This is a genomic window from Citrobacter braakii, from assembly GCF_002075345.1.
Lineage (GTDB): Bacteria > Pseudomonadota > Gammaproteobacteria > Enterobacterales > Enterobacteriaceae > Citrobacter > Citrobacter braakii.
The window spans coordinates 548,364-568,926 of sequence record NZ_NAEW01000001.1; the positions used below are offsets into that span (position 1 = coordinate 548,364).

At 52.0% G+C, this 20,563-nt stretch carries 19 protein-coding genes; 11 read left to right on the forward strand and 8 right to left on the reverse strand.

Going from position 1 to position 20,563, the window contains the following annotated elements; all coding sequences use genetic code 11:
- The first annotated feature begins 44 nt into the window (after nucleotides 1-44).
- Nucleotides 45-932, forward strand: coding sequence for a LysR family transcriptional regulator (locus BZK42_RS02880; RefSeq protein ID WP_016156365.1), 888 nt, complete (start codon nucleotides 45-47; stop codon nucleotides 930-932).
- 701 nt (nucleotides 933-1,633) lie between these two features.
- Here BZK42_RS02880 and BZK42_RS02890 read toward each other — a convergent pair.
- Both BZK42_RS02890 and BZK42_RS02895 read right to left on the reverse strand, forming a co-directional pair.
- A complete protein-coding gene (locus BZK42_RS02890) occupies nucleotides 1,634-2,113 on the reverse strand; it encodes a DUF2778 domain-containing protein (protein ID WP_016156367.1) in 480 nt (159 codons plus the stop codon).
- On the reverse strand, nucleotides 2,110-2,592 hold the full coding sequence (locus BZK42_RS02895; protein WP_016156368.1) for an Hcp family type VI secretion system effector: 483 nt from the start codon (nucleotides 2,590-2,592) through the stop codon (nucleotides 2,110-2,112). The genes BZK42_RS02890 and BZK42_RS02895 overlap by 4 nt, the downstream gene beginning before the upstream one ends.
- A gap of 724 nt (nucleotides 2,593-3,316) precedes the next feature.
- Here BZK42_RS02895 and sufA point away from each other — a divergent pair.
- From sufA to ldtE, 7 genes are all read left to right on the forward strand, one after another.
- A complete protein-coding gene (sufA, locus tag BZK42_RS02900) occupies nucleotides 3,317-3,685 on the forward strand; it encodes a Fe-S cluster assembly scaffold SufA (RefSeq protein WP_016152905.1) in 369 nt (122 codons plus the stop codon).
- Between the two features lie 8 nt (nucleotides 3,686-3,693).
- Nucleotides 3,694-5,181, forward strand: coding sequence for a Fe-S cluster assembly protein SufB (sufB, locus tag BZK42_RS02905; protein WP_016152906.1), 1,488 nt, complete (start codon nucleotides 3,694-3,696; stop codon nucleotides 5,179-5,181).
- 16 nt (nucleotides 5,182-5,197) lie between these two features.
- On the forward strand, nucleotides 5,198-5,944 hold the full coding sequence (gene sufC, locus BZK42_RS02910) for a Fe-S cluster assembly ATPase SufC (protein ID WP_019076682.1): 747 nt from the start codon (nucleotides 5,198-5,200) through the stop codon (nucleotides 5,942-5,944).
- Nucleotides 5,919-7,190 carry a Fe-S cluster assembly protein SufD gene (sufD, locus tag BZK42_RS02915; protein WP_016156369.1) on the forward strand — a complete coding sequence of 424 codons (1,272 nt, stop codon included), beginning with the start codon at nucleotides 5,919-5,921 and terminating at the stop codon, nucleotides 7,188-7,190. Before sufC ends, sufD begins: the two co-directional genes overlap by 26 nt.
- Nucleotides 7,187-8,407 carry a cysteine desulfurase SufS gene (sufS, locus tag BZK42_RS02920; protein WP_080858722.1) on the forward strand — a complete coding sequence of 407 codons (1,221 nt, stop codon included), beginning with the start codon at nucleotides 7,187-7,189 and terminating at the stop codon, nucleotides 8,405-8,407. The genes sufD and sufS overlap by 4 nt, the downstream gene beginning before the upstream one ends.
- Before the next feature lie 12 nt (nucleotides 8,408-8,419).
- Complete coding sequence (gene sufE / locus BZK42_RS02925; protein WP_016152910.1) at nucleotides 8,420-8,836, forward strand: cysteine desulfuration protein SufE; 417 nt, start codon at nucleotides 8,420-8,422, stop codon at nucleotides 8,834-8,836.
- A 117-nt stretch (nucleotides 8,837-8,953) separates the two neighbouring features.
- Nucleotides 8,954-9,958: a L,D-transpeptidase LdtE gene (gene ldtE / locus BZK42_RS02930; protein ID WP_016152911.1), complete on the forward strand. Its 1,005-nt coding sequence runs from the start codon at nucleotides 8,954-8,956 to the stop codon at nucleotides 9,956-9,958.
- A 68-nt stretch (nucleotides 9,959-10,026) separates the two neighbouring features.
- Here the strand turns inward: ldtE and lpp are convergent, their stop codons facing one another.
- The 3 genes from lpp to ynhH all read right to left on the reverse strand — a co-directional run bounded on the left by lpp (nucleotide 10,027) and on the right by ynhH (nucleotide 12,223).
- Nucleotides 10,027-10,263 carry a murein lipoprotein Lpp gene (lpp, locus tag BZK42_RS02935; RefSeq protein WP_003029373.1) on the reverse strand — a complete coding sequence of 79 codons (237 nt, stop codon included), beginning with the start codon at nucleotides 10,261-10,263 and terminating at the stop codon, nucleotides 10,027-10,029.
- Between the two features lie 309 nt (nucleotides 10,264-10,572).
- Complete coding sequence (gene pykF / locus BZK42_RS02940) at nucleotides 10,573-11,985, reverse strand: pyruvate kinase PykF (protein WP_016152912.1); 1,413 nt, start codon at nucleotides 11,983-11,985, stop codon at nucleotides 10,573-10,575.
- 7 nt (nucleotides 11,986-11,992) lie between these two features.
- Nucleotides 11,993-12,223, reverse strand: a complete 231-nt coding sequence (gene ynhH, locus BZK42_RS29610) for a protein YnhH (RefSeq protein ID WP_419095934.1) — start codon at nucleotides 12,221-12,223, stop codon at nucleotides 11,993-11,995.
- Nucleotides 12,224-13,119: 896 nt separating this feature from the next.
- Between ynhH and BZK42_RS02955 the strand changes: the two genes are divergently transcribed.
- Genes BZK42_RS02955 through BZK42_RS02965 form a run of 3 tightly spaced genes read left to right on the forward strand, consistent with a single transcriptional unit; the run spans nucleotide 13,120 to nucleotide 15,637 of the window.
- Nucleotides 13,120-14,142, forward strand: coding sequence for a methionine ABC transporter ATP-binding protein (locus BZK42_RS02955; protein WP_080858723.1), 1,023 nt, complete (start codon nucleotides 13,120-13,122; stop codon nucleotides 14,140-14,142).
- On the forward strand, nucleotides 14,135-14,803 hold the full coding sequence (locus BZK42_RS02960) for a methionine ABC transporter permease (protein WP_016152914.1): 669 nt from the start codon (nucleotides 14,135-14,137) through the stop codon (nucleotides 14,801-14,803). Before BZK42_RS02955 ends, BZK42_RS02960 begins: the two co-directional genes overlap by 8 nt.
- 21 nt (nucleotides 14,804-14,824) lie before the next feature.
- Nucleotides 14,825-15,637 (forward strand): MetQ/NlpA family ABC transporter substrate-binding protein, encoded by an 813-nt coding sequence (locus tag BZK42_RS02965; RefSeq protein ID WP_003029358.1) that lies wholly within the window; start codon nucleotides 14,825-14,827, stop codon nucleotides 15,635-15,637.
- Nucleotides 15,638-15,711: 74 nt separating this feature from the next.
- Here the strand turns inward: BZK42_RS02965 and ttrA are convergent, their stop codons facing one another.
- Genes ttrA through ttrB form a run of 3 tightly spaced genes read right to left on the reverse strand, consistent with a single transcriptional unit; the run spans nucleotide 15,712 to nucleotide 20,533 of the window.
- Entirely contained in the window at nucleotides 15,712-18,783 is a 3,072-nt protein-coding gene (gene ttrA / locus BZK42_RS02970; protein ID WP_080858724.1) for a tetrathionate reductase subunit TtrA, read from the reverse strand.
- Nucleotides 18,776-19,798, reverse strand: a complete 1,023-nt coding sequence (gene ttrC / locus BZK42_RS02975; protein ID WP_080858725.1) for a tetrathionate reductase subunit TtrC — start codon at nucleotides 19,796-19,798, stop codon at nucleotides 18,776-18,778. Before ttrC ends, ttrA begins: the two co-directional genes overlap by 8 nt.
- Nucleotides 19,799-20,533: a tetrathionate reductase subunit TtrB gene (ttrB, locus tag BZK42_RS02980; RefSeq protein ID WP_019076686.1), complete on the reverse strand. Its 735-nt coding sequence runs from the start codon at nucleotides 20,531-20,533 to the stop codon at nucleotides 19,799-19,801.
- Nucleotides 20,534-20,563 lie beyond the last annotated feature (30 nt).

The window sequence follows — 20,563 nt, forward strand, 5'->3', positions numbered from 1 at the left end:
TATTAGGACATGCTGAGTTTCATAAAACGATCGGATGGGATGCAATGGACAGAGTGATGGCGGCAACGGTATTCAACCATATCTGTGATTTGGGCAGTCTGAGCGCCGCCGCGCGTGCGCTGGGGCTTTCCCGTCCGATGGTCAGTCGTTACCTCGACGAGATGGAGAAATGGGCGGGTGCAAGGCTTATCCATCGCTCGTCGCGCCGTCTGACAATCACGCCAGCGGGTGAAGAGGCATTAGTGAAAACGCGTTCTCTGGCGCAGCTTTCGCTGGATATTGGTGCCGCCAGCGCCGCGCAAACTCCCTCTGGCACGCTACGTGTGGCCTGTGCGCATTTTACAGCTATGCATATTTTAGCGCCGGTACTGCCCGCGTTTCTGACGAAGTATCCGCAACTGCGTATCGAGGTGGAGATCAATAATCAACCGGTAAGCCTCGTTGGAGAACGCATTGATGTGGCGATCCGTATAACGGAAAACCCTGAACCTGGAACTATTGCCCGTCGCCTTGGCGACTGTAAATCGGTACTGTGCGCGTCTGTAGAGTACCTGCATCAACATGGCACTCCTGAGACTATCGACGACCTTACGCAGCATAATTGTCTCTACTACAGCGGGTTTGCCGGAAAATCCTGGCACTTTCTGGATGCCCAGGGGCGGGCTGCCGCTGTTGCGATTAAAGGCAATTTGAGCGCCGGGATCTCTTCGTTGCTCTGTGAGTCGGCGTTGGCGGGAACGGGCATTGCGCTGGTGCCGGAACTGGAGGCGCGGGAAGGGCTGGCACAGGGAAAGCTGGTTAGACTCTTGCCCGAGCTTCAACCAAAAAGCCTGCCAATTTATGGTTTATATCTTTCGCGGGAGCATCAGCCTGCAGGACTGCGCCTGTTGCTGGACGCGCTCAGTGAAAAACAGCGCCTAATAATTGATTGAATACGCTTATAAAATAGTCAAATCGCAATTTGTGTTAAACAAAACATATCCGGAAGTGAGATTATTCTTATCGCCCCTTCAAGAGCTAAGCCATCGTGAGTGCCGGAGATAAGCGCCGGATGGGGCCGGAACCCTTAAGCCTGCCAGCAAGCAGCCTTAAGGGTTTTTTGTTGTTTGTTCATAATTTGAATTTTTTCCCTCCCGTCATTCCTACGTCTCTCTAAATAGATATTAATTCTGTAAAATGAGTATATATCTAAATCTAAAGAATTTTTTTTACCAGCCTTGCGATTGAGGACAGTGCTGTAGGCAACTGGCTATCAACGACGCATACTGACTAGATGACCTTGTTGCCAGCCAATTGGGTTGTGGAATGTGAACTCGCCTAAATTGGCAGTGGGGTAGGTTCGATACTGAAAACAGTGGGACTGAAGTCCCACTGTTCAGCATTTTCATTTAATTTTTGCATCTTTCCATTATCATTGACATGAACAATATAAAAATTCCGTTCAATAATAATGCGCCCATAAAGATAATGGTCATGTGTGTATTGTCCCAGACGCTGGGGTCCATCTCTTTCACATCGGGATAGATTAAATCAAATAATTTATTTTCAGGTAAATATTTGAAAATAAATAGAAAAAAACAAACCCAAGATATTGCAAATAAATACCATGTGATGACTTTTTTAATATGTTTCATTAATACACCTGAATAGTGCCGTATGCACGAAGACTGGGGGTAACCAGCATTTGTGGAGTGCTTAAAAGTGCTTCCCGGAGTATGTTGTAATGAGCTCTGCTGGGAAGAGTTATGCAGCCATTACTGACGCCAGTATACCCCGCAGGGTGCAATCTGAAATACCCACGGCTGACCTTGTTATAGAACGTAACGTCATCTAATTTTTCATCCTCTCTGAATAATCCGAACCAGATATCGCGGTCTGAACCGCTAATCTCTGACGCAGTATAATCTTTAATTGCGCTGAAAATCCCGCCTTTCGGACGCGAAACAATATAGTATTTACCGGGAGGAAGCGGCCCGATATCCTTAATTGCTATCGATTCAGGGTTGTTTCTATGCTCCCCACTGTTACCTGAATATGCAGGGAAGAAGCCAACTCCGGGGCAGCTAAGACTTGATAGCTGCCCACCGTTTAAATGAAATGTGCAACGAATCACCGTTCACTCCAGGAATCAGAAAATATTATATTCCCGTCGCAGTGTTTCCAGGTTATTCGTTCATATCTAAGAGCAATACTTTCAAGGTGATTGTGTTTTTCAGTGGCTGCGTTTTTCACGTCATGCATTAGAGGACAAATTGAAACCACCTTCACTGTTTCGAGTAGCATATTGAAGTATTCAACTTCCTGTCCTGCATCATTGATTTTGTACCATTTAAATTCGGCCTCTTTAAGGGTTTGTCCAGTGGCTACTGCTTTGTAAAAATATGGACTGGAGCTATCAAACTCCTTTTCAAATATAAGAGCGGTGTGTACTCGTGTTCCTGTTATTTTCCCTGTGTTGTTGTCGGTAGGGAGGTGCAGGCCATGACTAAACCCTAAGATCTCAATGCTCCCCACACGGTCGCGAACATCTACAGAACCCTTGATGTCTGCTCCTCCATCATCTTTTAACCACAAATACGCAGGTATAGCCATTTAAAACTCCATTTCACATACGCAAGGTAACTGTAATAAACGACATGACGCATGAATACGCAAGGCAATAAATGTCATACATTTTTATTATGTTTTATTGATATTTATGAGAGGAATAAAAAGCTTAGAATTAAAAATGAATAGTAATGATGCACATATAAGAATAGTGAGATTTTGAAGCGAAATATATTTCTTAATTCTGATATTGAGAAAGTCTTTGTAATGCTATCAAGCAGGATCTTAAAAGTAGACGCGCAAACCGTACTGTCGATTTTGTTCGGAAGGTGTTGTGGTGTTTGGGATAAATCACGCGCAGAGGGCGCATGAAAAAGGGTGAAGTTTGGGGGGCAAAAACGCACTGGGGCGCAATTTAGAGGATTAACTAGTCCGTTTTTGTCTATAACAAGAAGAGATTAAGAGAATGATTATACAATAGTCGTATGATTTCATTAAATTTTTAAAACTTATCACTTAAATAGACATTATCTATACATCTTTTAGTCTTTGACCTGTCTGTACGATTCAATTGTTAAAATCCATTATTAATCAATGCATTGAACAAAAAAATCCATCCCTGTTAACCCACGCAGCAGGGTCTATGCTTAGTAAAAGGGGGCAAAAAGGGCGATTAACCCGAATGCCCCTGCTGTTGAGGGGTTGAAGTGATAATCATTATCACTAACATGTTGTTATAGCTTGAAAGCTAGTGACTCGAGGTAACCCTATGGAATTGCATTCAGGAACATTTAACCCGGACGATTTTGCCTGGCGTGGTCTGACGTTAACGCCAGCGGCTGCGGCGCACATCCGCGAGCTGGTGGCAAAGCAACCCGACATGTTAGGCGTGCGTTTAGGCGTGAAGCAAACGGGATGCGCGGGATTTGGCTACGTGCTGGACACCGTTCGCCAGGCGGAAAAAGACGATCTGCTGTTTGAAACGGAGGGGGCCAGACTTTATGTACCGTTACAGGCGATGCCGTTTATCGACGGCACAGAAGTTGATTTCGTGCGCGAAGGATTAAATCAGCTATTTAAATTTCATAACCCGAAAGCCCAGAACGAATGCGGCTGTGGCGAAAGTTTTGGGGTATAGGCGGTACTATGTCTCGTAATACTGAAGCAACTGACGATGTCAACACCTGGGCTGGCGGGCACCTTAATTACAAAGAGGGCTTCTTCACCCATCTACAAACCGATGAGCTGGCGAAAGGGATCAACGAAGATGTCGTGCGCGCGATTTCGGCAAAACGTAATGAACCCGACTGGATGCTGGAATTTCGCCTGAATGCCTTTAAAGCGTGGCTAACCATGGAAGAGCCGCACTGGCTAAAAGCGCATTACGATAAGCTGAACTACCAGGAGTACAGTTATTACTCCGCGCCGTCCTGCGGTAATTGCGATGAAACCTGCGCGTCTGAGCCGGGCGCGGTGCAGCAAACGGGGGCAAATGCGTTTTTAAGTAAAGAAGTTGAGGACGCATTCGAGCAGCTTGGCGTGCCGGTCCGCGAAGGCAAAGAGGTGGCGGTTGATGCCATTTTTGACTCGGTGTCGGTGGCGACAACTTATCGCGATAAACTGGCGGAACAGGGCATTATTTTCTGTTCGTTTGGTGAGGCGATTCACGATCACCCTGAGCTGGTAAAACAATATCTGGGTACGGTTGTCCCGGGTAATGACAATTTCTTTGCGGCGCTAAATGCGGCGGTGGCCTCCGACGGCACGTTTATTTATGTCCCGAAAGGTGTGCGTTGCCCAATGGAACTGTCGACCTATTTCCGTATAAATGCGGAAAAAACCGGTCAGTTTGAACGCACCATTCTGGTTGCGGATGAGGGCAGTTACGTCAGCTATATCGAAGGCTGTTCAGCCCCGGTACGCGATAGCTACCAACTGCATGCCGCGGTGGTAGAAGTCATCATCCACAAAGATGCCGAAGTGAAATACTCGACGGTACAAAACTGGTTCCCTGGTGATGGTAACACCGGCGGCATTTTGAACTTCGTCACCAAGCGCGCTCTGTGCGAAGGCGAAAACAGCAAAATGTCGTGGACGCAGTCGGAAACCGGCTCGGCCATTACCTGGAAATACCCAAGCTGTATTCTGCGCGGCGACAACTCTATCGGCGAATTCTACTCCGTCGCGCTGACCAGTGGTTATCAGCAGGCCGATACCGGCACCAAGATGATCCACATCGGCAAGAACACCAAATCGACCATTATCTCGAAAGGGATCTCTGCGGGACACAGTCAAAACAGCTATCGCGGCTTAGTGAAGATCATGCCGACCGCAACCAACGCCCGCAACTATACCCAATGCGACTCGATGCTGATTGGCGCGGATTGTGGAGCGCACACCTTCCCGTATGTGGAGTGTCGTAACAATAGCGCCCAGCTTGAGCATGAAGCCACGACCTCGCGCATTGGTGAAGACCAGCTGTTTTACTGTTTGCAGCGCGGCATCAGCGAAGAGGATGCCATTTCGATGATCGTCAATGGTTTCTGTAAAGACGTGTTCTCTGAACTGCCGCTGGAATTTGCCGTTGAAGCGCAAAAACTTCTCGCCATAAGTCTTGAACACAGCGTCGGTTAAAATTTAAGGAAAGCACATGTTAAGCATTAAAGATTTACAGGTCAGTGTGGAAGATAAGGCGATCCTGCGTGGGCTGAGCCTGGATATTGGCCCCGGAGAGGTACACGCCATTATGGGGCCGAACGGTTCCGGGAAAAGTACGCTTTCCGCAACGCTCGCCGGGCGCGATGACTACGAAGTCACCGGCGGGACGGTAGAATTTAACGGTAAGGATTTACTGGAACTGTCACCCGAAGACCGGGCCGGTGAAGGGATCTTTATGGCATTTCAGTATCCGGTAGAAATCCCCGGCGTCAGTAATCAGTTTTTCCTGCAAACGGCACTGAATGCGGTGCGCAGCTACCGTGGCGAAGAGTCTCTGGACAGGTTTGACTTCCAGGATCTGATGGAAGAGAAAATCGCGTTATTGAAGATGCCGGAAGATTTGCTAACGCGTTCGGTCAACGTTGGTTTCTCAGGTGGCGAGAAAAAGCGTAATGACATTTTGCAAATGGCGGTGCTGGAACCTCAGCTGTGCATTCTTGATGAGTCGGACTCCGGGCTGGATATCGACGCGCTGAAAGTCGTTGCGGATGGCGTGAACTCGCTGCGCGACGGGCAACGTTCATTCATTATCGTCACCCACTATCAGCGCATCCTGGATTACATCAAACCCGATTATGTGCACGTTCTCTACCAGGGGCGAATTGTGAAATCCGGTGATTTCACGCTGGTCAAACAACTGGAGGAGCAAGGTTATGGCTGGCTTAGCGAACAGCAGTAACGTGCTGCAACAGTGGCATCATCTGTTTGAAACGCAAGGGGAGACGCGCTCGCACCATGCCCATCAGCACCTGCAGCAGATGCTGCGTCTGGGACTGCCAACGCGTAAGCATGAGGACTGGAAATACACACCGCTGGAAGGATTAACCAACAGCCAGTTTGTCAGTCATGTCACTGAGATAACGTCCGCCCAGTGTGAAGCGTTAGCGCCGGCTATTGATGCTGTCCGCCTGGTGTTTGTTGACGGGCAATTCTGTCCAACGCTCAGCGACAGCGTGGAAGGTAGCGGGTTTAACATTACCGTTGATGATGTGCGCCAGTCGCTACCGGCGGCTATCCAACCGGAAGTCTTTCTGCACCTGACCGAAAGCCTCTCCCGCAGCGTAACGCACATTCAGGTGAAGCGTAACCAGCGACCGGCAAAACCGTTGCTGCTGCTGCACATTACCCAGGGGCTGGCGGGTGATGAGGTGAACACGGCGCACTATCGCCACCATCTGGATCTGGCAGAAGGCGCAGAAGCCACCGTCATTGAACACTATGTCAGCCTCAGCGAATATCGCCATTTTACCGGTGCACGATTAACGATGAACGTCGCGGCAAACGCACACTTGCGTCACATCAAACTGGCGTTTGAGAATCCGCTCAGCCACCACTTCGCGCATAATGATATTCAGTTGGGCGCTGATGCCACGGCCGCCAGCCACAGCTTTTTACTCGGTGATGCGGTGTTGCGCCATAACACCAGCACCCAGCTTAACGGCGAAAACACCACGCTTCGGCTTAACAGCCTGGCGATGCCGGTGAAAAATGAAGTCTGCGATACCCGCACCTGGCTTGCGCACAACAAGGGATATTGCAACAGTCGACAACTGCATAAAACGATTGTCAGCGATAAGGGGCGGGCGGTATTCAATGGCCTGATCAACGTCGCTCAGCACGCCATTAAAACCGACGGTCAGATGACCAACAATAATTTGCTGCTCGGAAAACTGGCGGAAGTAGATACCAAACCGCAGCTTGAAATTTATGCCGACGACGTGAAATGCAGCCACGGGGCGACGGTAGGGCGGATCGACGACGAGCAGATGTTCTATCTGCGTTCGCGCGGGATCGGCCAGCAGGATGCCCAACAAATGATTCTCTATGCGTTTGCCGCTGAGCTGACGGAAGCCCTGGGCGAGGAAACGCTGAAACAACAGGTCCTGGCACGGATCGCCCAACGCTTGCCGGGAGGCGTAGCATGACATTTCCCATTGAAAAAGTGCGGGCTGATTTTCCGGTCCTGACGCGTGAAGTGAACGGTTTACCGTTGGCGTATCTGGATAGCGCCGCCAGTGCGCAAAAGCCTAACCAGGTGATTGATGCCGAAGCCGAGTTTTACCGTCACGGCTATGCCGCGGTCCACCGCGGGATCCATACGCTGAGCGCGCAGGCCACGGAAAAAATGGAGAATGTGCGCAAGCTCGCCTCGCTGTTTATCAATGCCCGTTCAGCTGAAGAACTGGTGTTTGTTCGCGGCACAACGGAAGGTATCAACCTGGTAGCTAACAGCTGGGGCGGCAGCAATGTGCGGGCGGGCGATAACATTATCATCAGCGAAATGGAGCACCACGCCAATATTGTGCCCTGGCAGATGTTGTGCGCCCGCGTAGGTGCAGAACTGCGCGTTATTCCGCTCAATACAGAGGGTACGTTGCAACTGGAAACGCTGCCGACGCTGTTTGACGATCGCACGAAACTGCTGGCGATTACCCATGTGTCTAACGTGCTGGGCACGGAAAACCCATTGGTTGAGATGATTGAGCTGGCGCATCAATACGGCGCGAAAGTGCTGGTGGATGGCGCACAGGCAGTTATGCATCATCAGGTTGATGTGCAGGCGCTGGATTGCGACTTCTATGTTTTCTCTGGGCACAAGCTCTACGGGCCAACCGGTATTGGCGTTCTGTATGCCAGAGAGTCGTTGCTGCAGGAGATGCCGCCGTGGGAAGGCGGTGGGTCGATGATTGCGACGGTGAGCCTGAGCCAGGGGACGACGTGGGCCAAAGCCCCCTGGCGGTTTGAAGCCGGAACGCCAAACACCGGGGGAATTATTGGACTCGGCGCGGCTATTGAATATGTTTCCGCGCTGGGGCTTACTGAAATCAGCGAATATGAACAATTCCTGATGCGCTATGCGCTGGAACAGCTGGCGGATGTGCCGGATTTAACGCTCTACGGGCCGGATAACCGTCTGGGGGTGATTGCGTTTAACCTCGGCAAACATCATGCCTATGATGTCGGGAGTTTTCTTGATAACTATGGCATCGCCGTGCGGACAGGGCATCACTGCGCTATGCCGCTGATGGCCCACTATAACGTTCCTGCGATGTGCCGGGCGTCGATTGCCATGTACAACACCCACGAAGAAGTGGATCGCCTGGTAACGGGCCTCAAGCGTATTCATCACTTACTGGGATAACAGGGAGGCGTTATGGCTGCGCTGCCGGATAAAGAAAAGTTGTTGCGTAATTTTCTGCGTTGCGCTAATTGGGAAGAGAAATACCTGTACATTATTGAACTGGGTCAGCGTTTGCCGGAATTAAACGACGACGATCGTAATACGGAAAATAGCATCCAGGGCTGTCAAAGTCAGGTATGGATTGTCATGCGTCAGAATGCTGAAGGAATTATTGAATTACAAGGCGACAGCGATGCGGCAATTGTGAAAGGGCTTATCGCTGTCGTATTCATTTTATATGACCGCATGACGGCCCAGGATATTGTGAATTTTGATGTGCGTCCGTGGTTTGAAAAAATGGCGCTCGCACAGCATCTCACACCGTCTCGTTCACAAGGGCTGGAGGCGATGATTCGGGCTATTCGCACCAAAGCCGCAACTCTTAGCTAAACTGATAAAACACGTCAATTTCAGCTCGACGTGAAAGAGTGAGGTAGTGCAACGCAGTGACTCGTAGGCCGGATCGGGCGCTCGACGCCGTCCGGCAGGAACGCCAGGGGGGTGAGTATGAAACGCGCGTCTGTTATTACGTTAATGCTAATCGGCGCTTACAGCGCTATTCAGGCCGCATGGGCGGTCGATTATCCTTTGCCTCAGGCGAACAGCCGTCTTGTTGGGCAAAATCAAACCTACACCGTGCAGGAAGGCGATAAAAACCTACAGGCGATTGCCCGTAAGTTTGATACCGCCGCAATGCTGATCCTTGAAGCCAATAATACTATTGCCCCCGTACCTAAACCCGGAACGCTGATTACTATTCCCTCGCAATTACTGCTACCGGATGCACCCCGAGAAGGCATTATTGTGAATCTGGCGGAACTGCGTCTGTATTACTTCCCGCCGGGAGAGAATATTGTTCAGGTTTTCCCAATTGGTATCGGTTTGCAGGGGCTGGAAACGCCGGTAATGGAAACCCGGGTTGGGCAGAAAATCCCGAATCCGACCTGGACCCCTACAGCAGGCATCCGTAAACGCTCTTTGGAGCGCGGCATAACATTACCGCCGGTAGTACCTGCCGGGCCAAATAACCCGTTAGGACGCTTTGCACTGCGTCTGGCACATGGAAATGGTGAATATCTGATCCATGGCACCAGTGCACCGGACAGCGTGGGACTGCGCGTAAGTTCTGGGTGTATTCGCATGAACGCGCCGGACATCAAAGCACTGTTTGCTCAGGTCCGGACAGGAACGCCGGTTCGGGTGATTAATGAGCCGATAAAATATTCGATAGAGCCGAACGGAATGCGCTATGTCGAGGTGCATCGACCGCTGTCGCCGGAGGAGGAGCAAAACGTCCAGACCATGCCGTATGTGCTGCCAGCCGGTTTTACCCAGTTTAAAGACAATAAAGCCGTGGATAATAGTTTGGTGGAAAGAGCCTTGTATCGTCGTGCCGGCTATCCGGTCACCGTAACGGCCGGGCAAGCGTCGGTCGTAAGCAATGGCGCGGAAGTGAAGTCTGCACAGAATGGCGTGCCGGGAGAGGATGCAGAGGTGCGTGCTACGCAATAACAGGGAAGGGAAATTCAGAGCAAAAAAAATGGCGCACAATGTGCGCCATTTTTATTACACAGATACTATTACTTGCGGTATTTAGTAGCTGCGTTGTCCAGACGCTGGTTAGCGCGAGCTGCGTCATCTTTAGCAGCCTGAACGTCGGAACGCATTGCGTTCACGTCGTTGCTCAGCTGGTCAACTTTAGCGTTCAGAGTCTGAACGTCAGAAGACAGCTGATCGATTTTAGCGTTGCTGGAGCAACCTGCCAGCAGAGTAGAACCCAGGATTACCGCGCCCAGTACCAGTTTAGTACGATTCATTATTAATACCCTCTAGATTGAGTTAATCTCCATGTAGCGTTACAAGTATTACACAAAGTTTTTTATGTTGAGAATATTTTTTTGATGGGAATGCACTTATTTTTGATCGTTCGCTCAAAGAAGCATCGAATTGTGCAAAAACGGCTAAAAACCCGAGTGAAAACAGAAAGCTTCCATCGGATTCATCTTAGATAATCACGGATTAGATAGTGAAATCCGATTTGATTTTTTATTAATTGTAGCTATCGATAAAATAAAAAAAGCGCCACCAGGGCGCTTTTTTAAGCAAATTAATTCGCGTTGGAATTATTACAGTACGTGAACGGATGCCGTGTTGGTCGTGCCGCTCGGAACCAGTGCACCGGAAACCATCACCACAACGTCACCTTTCTGAGCCAGACCGCTTTCCAGAGCGACTTCTTTACCCAGACGATAGAAATCATCGGTAGAGCTGATTTCTTTAACTACCTGTGCAACAACGCCTTTGCTCAGCACCAGCTGACGCGCGGTAGTTTCGTTGGTGGTCAGCGCCAGGATGGTGGCATCCGGGAAGTATTTACGTACTGCGCGAGCAGATTTACCGCCCTGGGTTGCTACAACGATCAGCGGAGCATCCAGTTTTTCTGCAGTTTCAACCGCGCCACGGCAAACGGCTTCGGTGATGCGCAGTTTGCGGCTGTCGTTGTTGAAGTCCAGACGGCTGGTCATCACGCGGTCGGTACGCTCACAGATGGTTGCCATGATGGTGACGGCTTCCAGCGGGTATTTACCTTTTGCAGACTCGCCAGACAGCATTACTGCATCGGTACCGTCGAGGATGGCGTTCGCTACGTCACCGGCTTCAGCGCGGGTCGGACGCGGGTTTTTGATCATGGAGTCCAGCATCTGGGTCGCAGTGATAACGACTTTACGTGCACGGATACATTTTTCGATGATCATCTTCTGCGCGAAGATAACTTCTTCAACCGGGATCTCAACGCCCATGTCGCCACGAGCAACCATGATACCGTCAGATGCTTCGAGGATTTCGTCGAAGTTGTTCAGGCCTTCCTGGTTTTCGATTTTGGAGATGATCTGGATGTTTTCGCCGCCGTGCGCTTTCAGGTGCTCACGGATTTCAACGACGTCAGAACGTTTACGGATAAAGGATGCTGCAACGAAGTCAACGCCTTGCTCGCAACCGAAGATCAGGTCCTGTTTGTCTTTTTCAGCCAGTGCTGGCAGCGCGATGGAAACGCCCGGCAGGTTAACGCCTTTGTTTTCGCCCAGATCGCCGTTGTTCAGCACTTTACAGATAACTTTGTTACCTTCGATAGCGGTAACTTCCATGCCGATCAGACCATCGTCAACCAGAACGGTATTGCCGACGGACAGATCTTTAGTGAAGCCTTCATAAGTAACAGCAACGATTTCGTTGTTGCCGACGACAGATTTGTCGGTGGTGAAGGTGAAGGTTTGGCCCGCTTTCAGGGAAACGTCGTTACCGCCTTCCAGTTTGATGGTACGGATTTCCGGACCTTTGGTGTCGAGCAGGATTGCGGCTTTCTTGCCGGTTTTGCTCATGACGTTGCGCAAATTCTTGATGCGCTGACCGTGTTCTTCATAGTCCCCGTGGGAGAAGTTCAGACGCATGACGTTCATGCCCGCGTCCAGCATTTTGGTTAACATCTCTTCGGATTCGGTTTTCGGACCGATGGTGCAAACAATTTTCGTCTTTTTCATGACAGTCTTAGTCTTTAAGTTGAGAAGGATATGGAAATCTGGCTCCCGCCGCGCACGGACGGGAAGCTAAACCTGAGTTACGAAAGTTGTGATGCCTCGCACTAAGGATAGGTGACATCGAAAGAGCGTGCAGAGGAATGTGTGCTTGTGTTTCAGCCCAACGGGATGGTGAGTTTTGTAGTCGTTGAGTTTTACAGGTCAATGTGCTGAAACCATTCAAGAGACAATTGGCGCGCATTATACGCTGAAAATTATCAAAAAGGAAAATGGAAACAGCGTTTCAAAACACTTCTGTGCAGTTTTACAGAAAATATTCATTAATTTGTTTCCAGGTATGGATAAAGAGGTTGTTCGCAGCAGCATTTGTTGCGCAACAAGGTGTAATTGTCATCCCAATCCCGTTCAGCTAACACCTTAGTTTCAGAAAGCATCAACATGTGTTGGCGGAGGTAATGAACATCCCATCGCAGAGAAAGGGTTCCGTTCACCTCATGTTCATCGTTTCTCTGAAACACCGATTCCTGCGAACGTGTTAAGGGTACTATCGCCGTACCCTTAACAATCCCGGCTCCCGGCAGGAAAATTGCCGCTCCGCGGTCCCCTCCGTTTATTCCTCCAGGCTACCGGGCCGGGCGCGAGGTAGCGTCCCTGCAAAACGCGCCCTGAACCCGCATCCCTGCGGGTTCTCCCGGCCTTACGGAAACACGTCGGCAATTTTCAGCCGGACCAGCCCACACCTGACCACCTGCGTTTTTTATCTGAACAGCAAAACAGAGTTAACTGGAAGTCAGTGCGTTGCAGCGATGACCCCGGTCCGGCTGAAAATCGATGAGCCTCCCTTGCGCGTTCACGGGTATCTGAGCCTCATAGAATTGATACCACTGAGGTGAACGGAACCCTGAGCCGAAATCATATGTTCTCAATAATGCTTAACTGACAAGCATTACATCCCAATCCCTGACTTTTTGTGTATAACGCCGATCAAACCGACATATTTCTAAAAGTTATATCAAATGCGTTTTAATTCATTTTAAAAGCCAATCTCACTGATTACACTCGTTTGGACATCCATACTGCTAAACAGCCAAAAGCGCTAGCAGCAGAACAATAAGCAGCAGCGGATACCTAAACGACATGATTGTCCTGAAAAATATTTCGAAAGTGTTTACACCAGGTCGGCTTGCCATTACCGCTGTCGATAACGTCAACCTGACGGTTGAACAGGGACAGATTTACGGAATTATTGGTTACAGCGGGGCGGGGAAAAGCACCTTAATACGCTTACTTAATGGTCTGGAAAAACCGACTTCAGGCAGCGTAACGATTAACGGCCACGATATCTCTGCCGCCCGTGGGGAAGCGTTACGTCAGGCGCGACTGAAAATCAGCATGGTGTTTCAACACTTCAATTTGCTGTGGTCACGAACGGTTAGTGAAAATATTGCGTTCTCTATGCAAATTGCTGGAGCGCCAAAAGCATCAATTAAAGCGCGAGTTGCTGAACTGATTTCGCTGGTGGGGCTGAGCGGTCGTGAAAATGCGTATCCGTCCCAGCTTAGCGGTGGGCAAAAACAGCGGGTAGGAATTGCCCGTGCGCTGGCGAACAATCCTGACGTTCTGCTGTGTGACGAAGCCACTTCGGCGCTGGATCCGCAAACTACCGATCAGATCCTCGATTTGCTGCTCGATATTAATCGCCGCTTCAAATTAACCATTGTGCTGATCACGCATGAAATGCACGTGGTACGCAAAATCTGCGATCGCGTCGCGGTAATGGAAAACGGCAGGGTCGTTGAGGAAGGCGACGTGCTCAACGTCTTTACCCATCCGCAGCAGCCGATCACCCGACAGTTTGTTCGTCAGGTGAGTCAGTACACCGAGGAAGACGAGTTTAACCCACAGTTGGCCCGCGAGCTGGGCGGTGTGGTGATCAAGCTAACGTTTACCGGGCAACGTACGCATCGGCCGGTGGTTGGCGAATTGACCCTGCGCTATGGCCTGCCGTTTAACATTTTACACGGCAAGATGACGCAAACCGCGCACGGCGTGTTTGGTCAGCTTTGGGTGCACGTTGTGGCCTCTGAGGAACAATTGAACAATATTTTGGCCGATCTGCGCCAGAGCGACATTGAAGGCGAGGTAATCAACCATGGCTGAAGAACTGTTTCCTCATCTGAAGTGGGAACAACTGCTGGCAGCAACCCAGGAAACGCTCTACATGACGGTCCTTTCTGGCGCGGCGACCTTTGTCCTGGGCGTTGCACTTGGTCTGGCGCTGTTCCTGACCGCACGCGGCGGACTGTTTCACAATCGCGCGGTGTATAGCGTTATTTCGCTGGTGGTGAATATCTTTCGTTCCATCCCGTTCATCATTCTGATCGTGCTGCTGATCCCGTTTACCAAAGCGATGGTTGGCACCATTCTCGGCGCTAATGCCGCGTTGCCTGCGCTGATCGTAGGGGCGGCACCGTTTTATGCGCGTCTGGTCGAAATTGCCCTGCGTGAAGTCGACAAAGGCGTTATTGAGGCGACGCGTTCGATGGGCGCACGGCTAAGCACGCTTATTTTTCGGGTTTTACTGCCGGAATCCTCTCCTGCCCTGGTGTCCGGGATCACCGTGACGCTGATTGCGCTGGTCAGCTACAGCGCGATGGCAGGGGTGATTGGCGCCGGTGGTTTAGGGAATTTGGCCTATCTGGAAGGATTCCAGCGCAACCACAGCGACGTCACGCTGGTGGCGACGGTGACGATTTTGCTCATTGTCTTCATCATCCAGCTTTGCGGCGATGTGATCACCTCTCTGTTAGATAAACGCTAATAAAATACGGAAACCATTATCATGAAAAAATCACTGACGTTACTCGCCGCAGCAACCTTAAGCGCCCTGAGCTTTGCCTCCTGGGCAGATACTCTGACCGTTGGCGCCTCTAACGTGCCGCACGCGGAGATCCTTGAGCAGGCTAAGCCTATTCTGGCGAAGCAGGGGATCGATTTAGAGATTAAACCGTTCCAGGATTACATTCTGCCCAACACCGCGCTGGCTGGCCGTGAGATTGACGCTAACTACTTCCAGCATATTCCGTACCTGAACAGCGTGATTAAAGATCATGCGGGCGATAAAACCTATGATTTCGTCAGTGCCGGAGCGATTCACATCGAGCCAATTGGGATCTATTCGAAAAAAGTGAAATCGCTTAAAGATCTGCCGGAAGGCGGCAAGGTCATCATGCGCGATGCGGTATCTGAGGAAGGCCGTATTCTGTCGATTTTCGAAAAAGAGGGCGTAATCAAGCTGAAGCCGGGCGTGGATAAAGTCACCGCGCGCATTAGCGATATCGTCGAGAACCCGAAAAAACTGAAGTTCCTGCCTAACGTGGAAGCCGCGCTGTTACCGCAGATGTATAACAACGACGAAGGCGATGCGGTGGTGATTAACGCCAACTACGCCATCGACGCCGGGCTGGATCCGGTGAAAGATCCTATCGCTGTCGAAAGTGGTGAAAACAACCCGTATGCCAACATCATTACCGTGCATCGTGGCGACGAGAAGAAAAAAGATATCGTGGCGCTGGTTGATGTCCTGCACTCAAAAGAGATCCAGGACTGGATCCGCACCAAATATAAAGGTGCGGTGATCCCGGTAAATAACTGATCCGCTGGCGTTACCTTATCCGGCCTACGATGTTCTGTAGGCCGGATAAAACGCGTTGGCGTGGCCATCCGGCGCTAGAGTTTCACTCGCTCAATCCTCGCTGGCAACCCCTGGCGCACCGCTGCACCTGACACCCAGTCAAGCCAGGTATTGGCTACCTGCCGGGTAGGATCCGCAAAGCCCAAATCGTTGAGATTAATCCCCGACCTTATTTGTGCGTCAAACGCCATCGGCTTGCCGTCGAGCGTATGCTGCGCCGCGCCCATTTCTTTATGCCCATAACCGTGTTCAATGGCGATCACGCCCGGCATCACGCCATTAAGCAGGCTTATCTGCGCCTGCGCCTGACCGCCAGGCGTGGTGATACGCACCATATCGCCGTGCGCTAAACCATATCGTTGACCATCCTGCGGATTAAGCGCCACCAGATTAACCGGCTTCAGATGATGCAAACGTGGGATCACCGCCGTGGCGCTGGACATGGTATTGGATTTAAAAGAAATCAGTTTCAGCGGCCACTCTTGTTCCGGGAACAACTCCTCGACCGCACGCCCATCTGACAGGCGTGAAGGATACCAGGCCGGGCAGCCGCTGTAGCGCTCGCCGGTAATTGCATGGCGGTGCGCGGCGACGTCCGCATTCCAGATTTGTAGCGGTTTTTCCCACGCATTGCCTATCCGATTCTCAACCCGCCCGCTGTTGTCCGGCGCAAAACGCCCACCGCGGGAGTAGATAAATGCCACCCGGCTGATTTCATCGGCTTTCAGCGTTTGGGTCATCACAGGCACGATCCGCTGTACCCCAGTCAGCGCCAGGTCTTCCGGTTGCGCTTCAGCGACCGGTGCTTTGCCCATAAACGCAATATTGGCGGCGAGTCGCAGGTAGTAATCTTCCGCACGATTCAACGGATAGTGATTGCCCTGCGGATCGGTAATCGCATTGTCACCAAATCCGGGGAGCCCGATACGTTTTGCCACTGCGATACAGAAAGATTCCATCGAGGCGGGTTGACCATCAGCGGTACTGCTGGTTGCCGCTGTCACTACCGGCCAACGCGCGGTGGTGGCTTTACTGGCAACGCCGGCCCACGGGGCGCTGAATCCCCAACTTTCGAAGTTGTGGGTATCCGGCACGATGTAATCAGCCAGCGCCGTGGTTTCGTTCATAAAGGCGTCAATAGCGATAAACAGCGGCAGACGCGCAGGATCCTTGAGCTTTTCTTCCGCCACGCCGCGCAACCCTGCGATGCCGTAGAACGGGTTAGTCATGTTGGAGATCCAGGCTTTCAGTGGATAAGGGTAGCCTTCCAGCGCCGAGACGAGGAGTTCGGTAAGCTGGCCTGCGACAAACGGATACCACGGGGCTTTGGCCGGGAAGGGCGATTGTCCGGCGGCCACCTTATTGCGATACTCTTCGGAAGACTCATAAGCAGTTTTACTGCGCGCGATGCTTAATCCTTTTGGTTTTACCTTCCCGGCGAAGCTGTCCATGTTATAGCGCGGACCGTCGGTGGCGCCATTGAACTTGCCGCCGCCGACAAATACGCCGCCTTCAAGACTGAGATTGCCAATCAGCGCATTGAGCATCATCACCGCCCAGGCGTTATAAAATCCATTGCCTGCCATCATTCCACCGTGCGTAATCACCGCTGCCTGGCGGCCATGGCGGGTAAACGCGTCGGCCAGGGCGCCAATGTCAGCTTCAGACACGCCGCATTGCTGGCTGTACTGCGTCAGCGTTAGTTTCCCGGCGGACTCTTTCAGACACTGGAAGCTGCTTTTTACCGTCACCGTCTGACCGTCTGCCAGCGTGACCTGGCGGGTGACGAACAGCTGCGCGCGTGGGCAACTGCTGGCGGCGACAATTTCGCCGGCCTCGTTAATGACCACCGGCTCCTGGGCGGCGTTTGCACTCAGGTGCGCGAGGGTTAAATGCTGTCCGGCAAGGGTTGGAAGCTCATCGGTAATCACCAGATGCGTGGCGTTAGTCCAACTTTTTTCTCCGGCCTGCTGCATGGCCTGTACGCCGGGAATGGTGAGATAATCGGCGTTATAACGCTGTTTTTCGATAATCCAACGGATCATCCCCATCGCCAGCGCGGAGTCACTTCCCGGACGTACAGGCTGCCAGTGGCCGCGATTGTCAGCCTGCACCGTGGTCAATGGCAGGGCCGGTGCCACCACCACGTAACGGAAGTCGTCGCGTAAACGGGCGCTGGCCAGTTGGCGAGCCTGGCGCTTAAACGGGTTACCGGATTGCGCCGGAGACGTTCCCATAAATAGCGCGAATTTGACATTGTCCCAGTCGGGCTTCACATGGGTATTTTTATCCAGATCGCCCATTAACGCACCGGAACCGGCCCGGTATGCCAGACCACAGTAAGCGCCATGAGCGCCGAAGTTTTTACTGCCAAAACTATTTAATGCAAAGCGGCGCAAAAATGTATCACGTCCTTCATCGCTGGTATTGGTGACCAGCAGTTGATTGGATTTAGGGCCAAAGCCGGGATGCCTGGCATCAAGCGGTGTGTTGGTGTCATGGATTGCCCGCAAGCCGTCAACGTGGCCTTCACCAAACAAGTCGCCGCCTTCCACCACCTCTTTGATCAGCTGTTCAAAGCTGATGCTCTGCCATTTTCCCTCACCGCGTTTGCCGACACGTTTCATGGGCTGGAGAATGCGTAACGGGCTGTATAAACCTTCAAGTAAGGTTGCGCCACGGGCGCAGGCCGTGGAACGAGCGTCAAGACCCGTTTCGCCCGCCAGTTGTTCCATTGCGGTGGCAAAGGGGACGGAGGCGTCAATATGGTGCTCGTGAGACAATGGGTGATAGGGGTTGCCCGCAATGCGCAACACCTTGCCTTGTTCGCTGTCAACGCGCACCCGCACGCCACACTGCGTCCAGCAGCCGAAGCACTGTGTCATGGAGATAACCTGCTGCGGGTTCTGCTGCCAGCGCGGCTGGGCATTGGCTTCGGGGATGAGGGCGTTACCAAAGATGCGGTCTCGGGTAATTTTGCCCGAGGAGCCGTCCAGCAAACCGTCTATCGCGCGCTTTGCCACATCCCGATAACTCAGGCCAAAAGTCACCATGCCACCTACGGCAAGGCCTACTTTAAGCCACTGACGACGGGTTAAATTAGCCATGTTGCATTCTCCTTGCGATCGCGTTCAGGGCTTCACGAACAATAATGATCAGTGCTATCCACAGGCCGAAGGTGCCCACAATGGCCAGCCAGCCATCGGTACCACCGGGCAGGGTGTAAGGATTAAACAGCGCGTTAAATTTCGGTACGGTCTGCACCTGGATAAGTAACGTCCAGCGCATCAGCCAGCACAGCGCCATCGCGCTAAATGCAAGTAATATGCGCAGCGGCAGCGATAAGGGGTTACGGAGCACCAGCCCGCACAGGACAAGCGAAACAAGCCATAGCGTAACCCAACCGATAGCGTAGTGTCGTGCTAATGGGGCAACGTTCAGCCATTGGCGAATAGCCGAACCGGAAAGCGTGTTGCCGCTCATCCATATCACCACGACCAAAGCCAGTACTATCAGGGTGACTGTCTGCCCCCACGCCAGTTTGCGAGTCAATGTTCCCTCGCGTTTTGTCGCGGCGATGAGCAGGGCGAGAAACGTTTGCAGCGCGCTGAGGAACATCGCAACCGGAAAGGCGTAGCTGAACCAGACGGGACGCGCCTGCACTACCGACACTTCGCGGCCGGTGTATACCAGCAACCCGATGGCTGACAAGGCGCTACCTATCGCCAGCCACTTAGTGACGCTGTAACTTTTAAGCGTTAACCGTTTAACATGCTGCGCCAGAAACCACAGACCTAAGAAGCCGGTAAAGAGCGGTAAAAACAGCGCGCCCCAGGGCATCCAGGACCACGGCGTCGGCCAGGCGTAGAAATGCCAGACGCGGGCGGTTTGGTGTAAGTCAGCGGTCAGCGCCAGCGGCGCGGTAATCGCGCAGGTCAGGGCGATTAACAGCGTCAGGTTTTCCAGTTCCGGCATCTCTTGTTTACGCCAGTGAAGCACGCAGGCGAACAGCGCGGCGCAGGCGGCAATGCCGATGAAAAAGAAATATTGTACGGCCCAGGGTAACCAGCTTACGTCCTGGGGATGGGCCAGAACCTCTTCAATAACCAGTGAATGGTTCATTTAAACCTCCTGCCAGAGAGCGGGTTGAGCACGTCCCATCAACGGGGTTACAAACGCTTCGTCCAGACCCAGATAGAACACGTGCGGTGATGTCCCGTTTTCCGGTTTCAGGACTTTGATGGCGTCATGGTGTTCACGCAGCATTTGAGAAATCCGGCTGTGCGGATCTTTGATATCGCCTATGATGCGCGCGCCGCCGACGCAGGATTCCACGCAGGCCGGGAGCAGGCCAGCTTCGAGGCGATGAACGCAAAAGGTACATTTATCGGCGGTTTGTGTTTCATGGTTGATGAACCGCGCATCATAAGGGCAGGCCTGCACGCAGTAGGCGCAGCCCACGCAGCGCGTGTTGTCGACCACCACAATGCCGTCTTCGCGTTGGAAGGTAGCCTGTACCGGGCAAACGGGCACGCAGGGAGGATTATCACAATGGTTGCACAGCCGCGGCAGCAGGACGTTGGTGACGCTCTGCTGACCTTCAATCTGCACCTGGTACTGGTTAACGAGGGTGCGAAATTCACCCTGCGGCGTCTGGTTTTCAATGGCGCAACTGACAGTACAGGCCTGGCAGCCGATACAGCGTCGCAGGTCAACCAGCATGGCGTAGCGATGCTGAAGTGAGCCTTCATGGCGTTCAGGCGAGAAGGGAAATTGCGCCTGAGCCAAGGGTACCAGTGATGCGCCAGCGGTCAGGACGCCCAGTTGCTGGAGAAACTGCCGTTTACTACTGTCCATATTTTCTCCCGTCACGATGCAACAACGAAA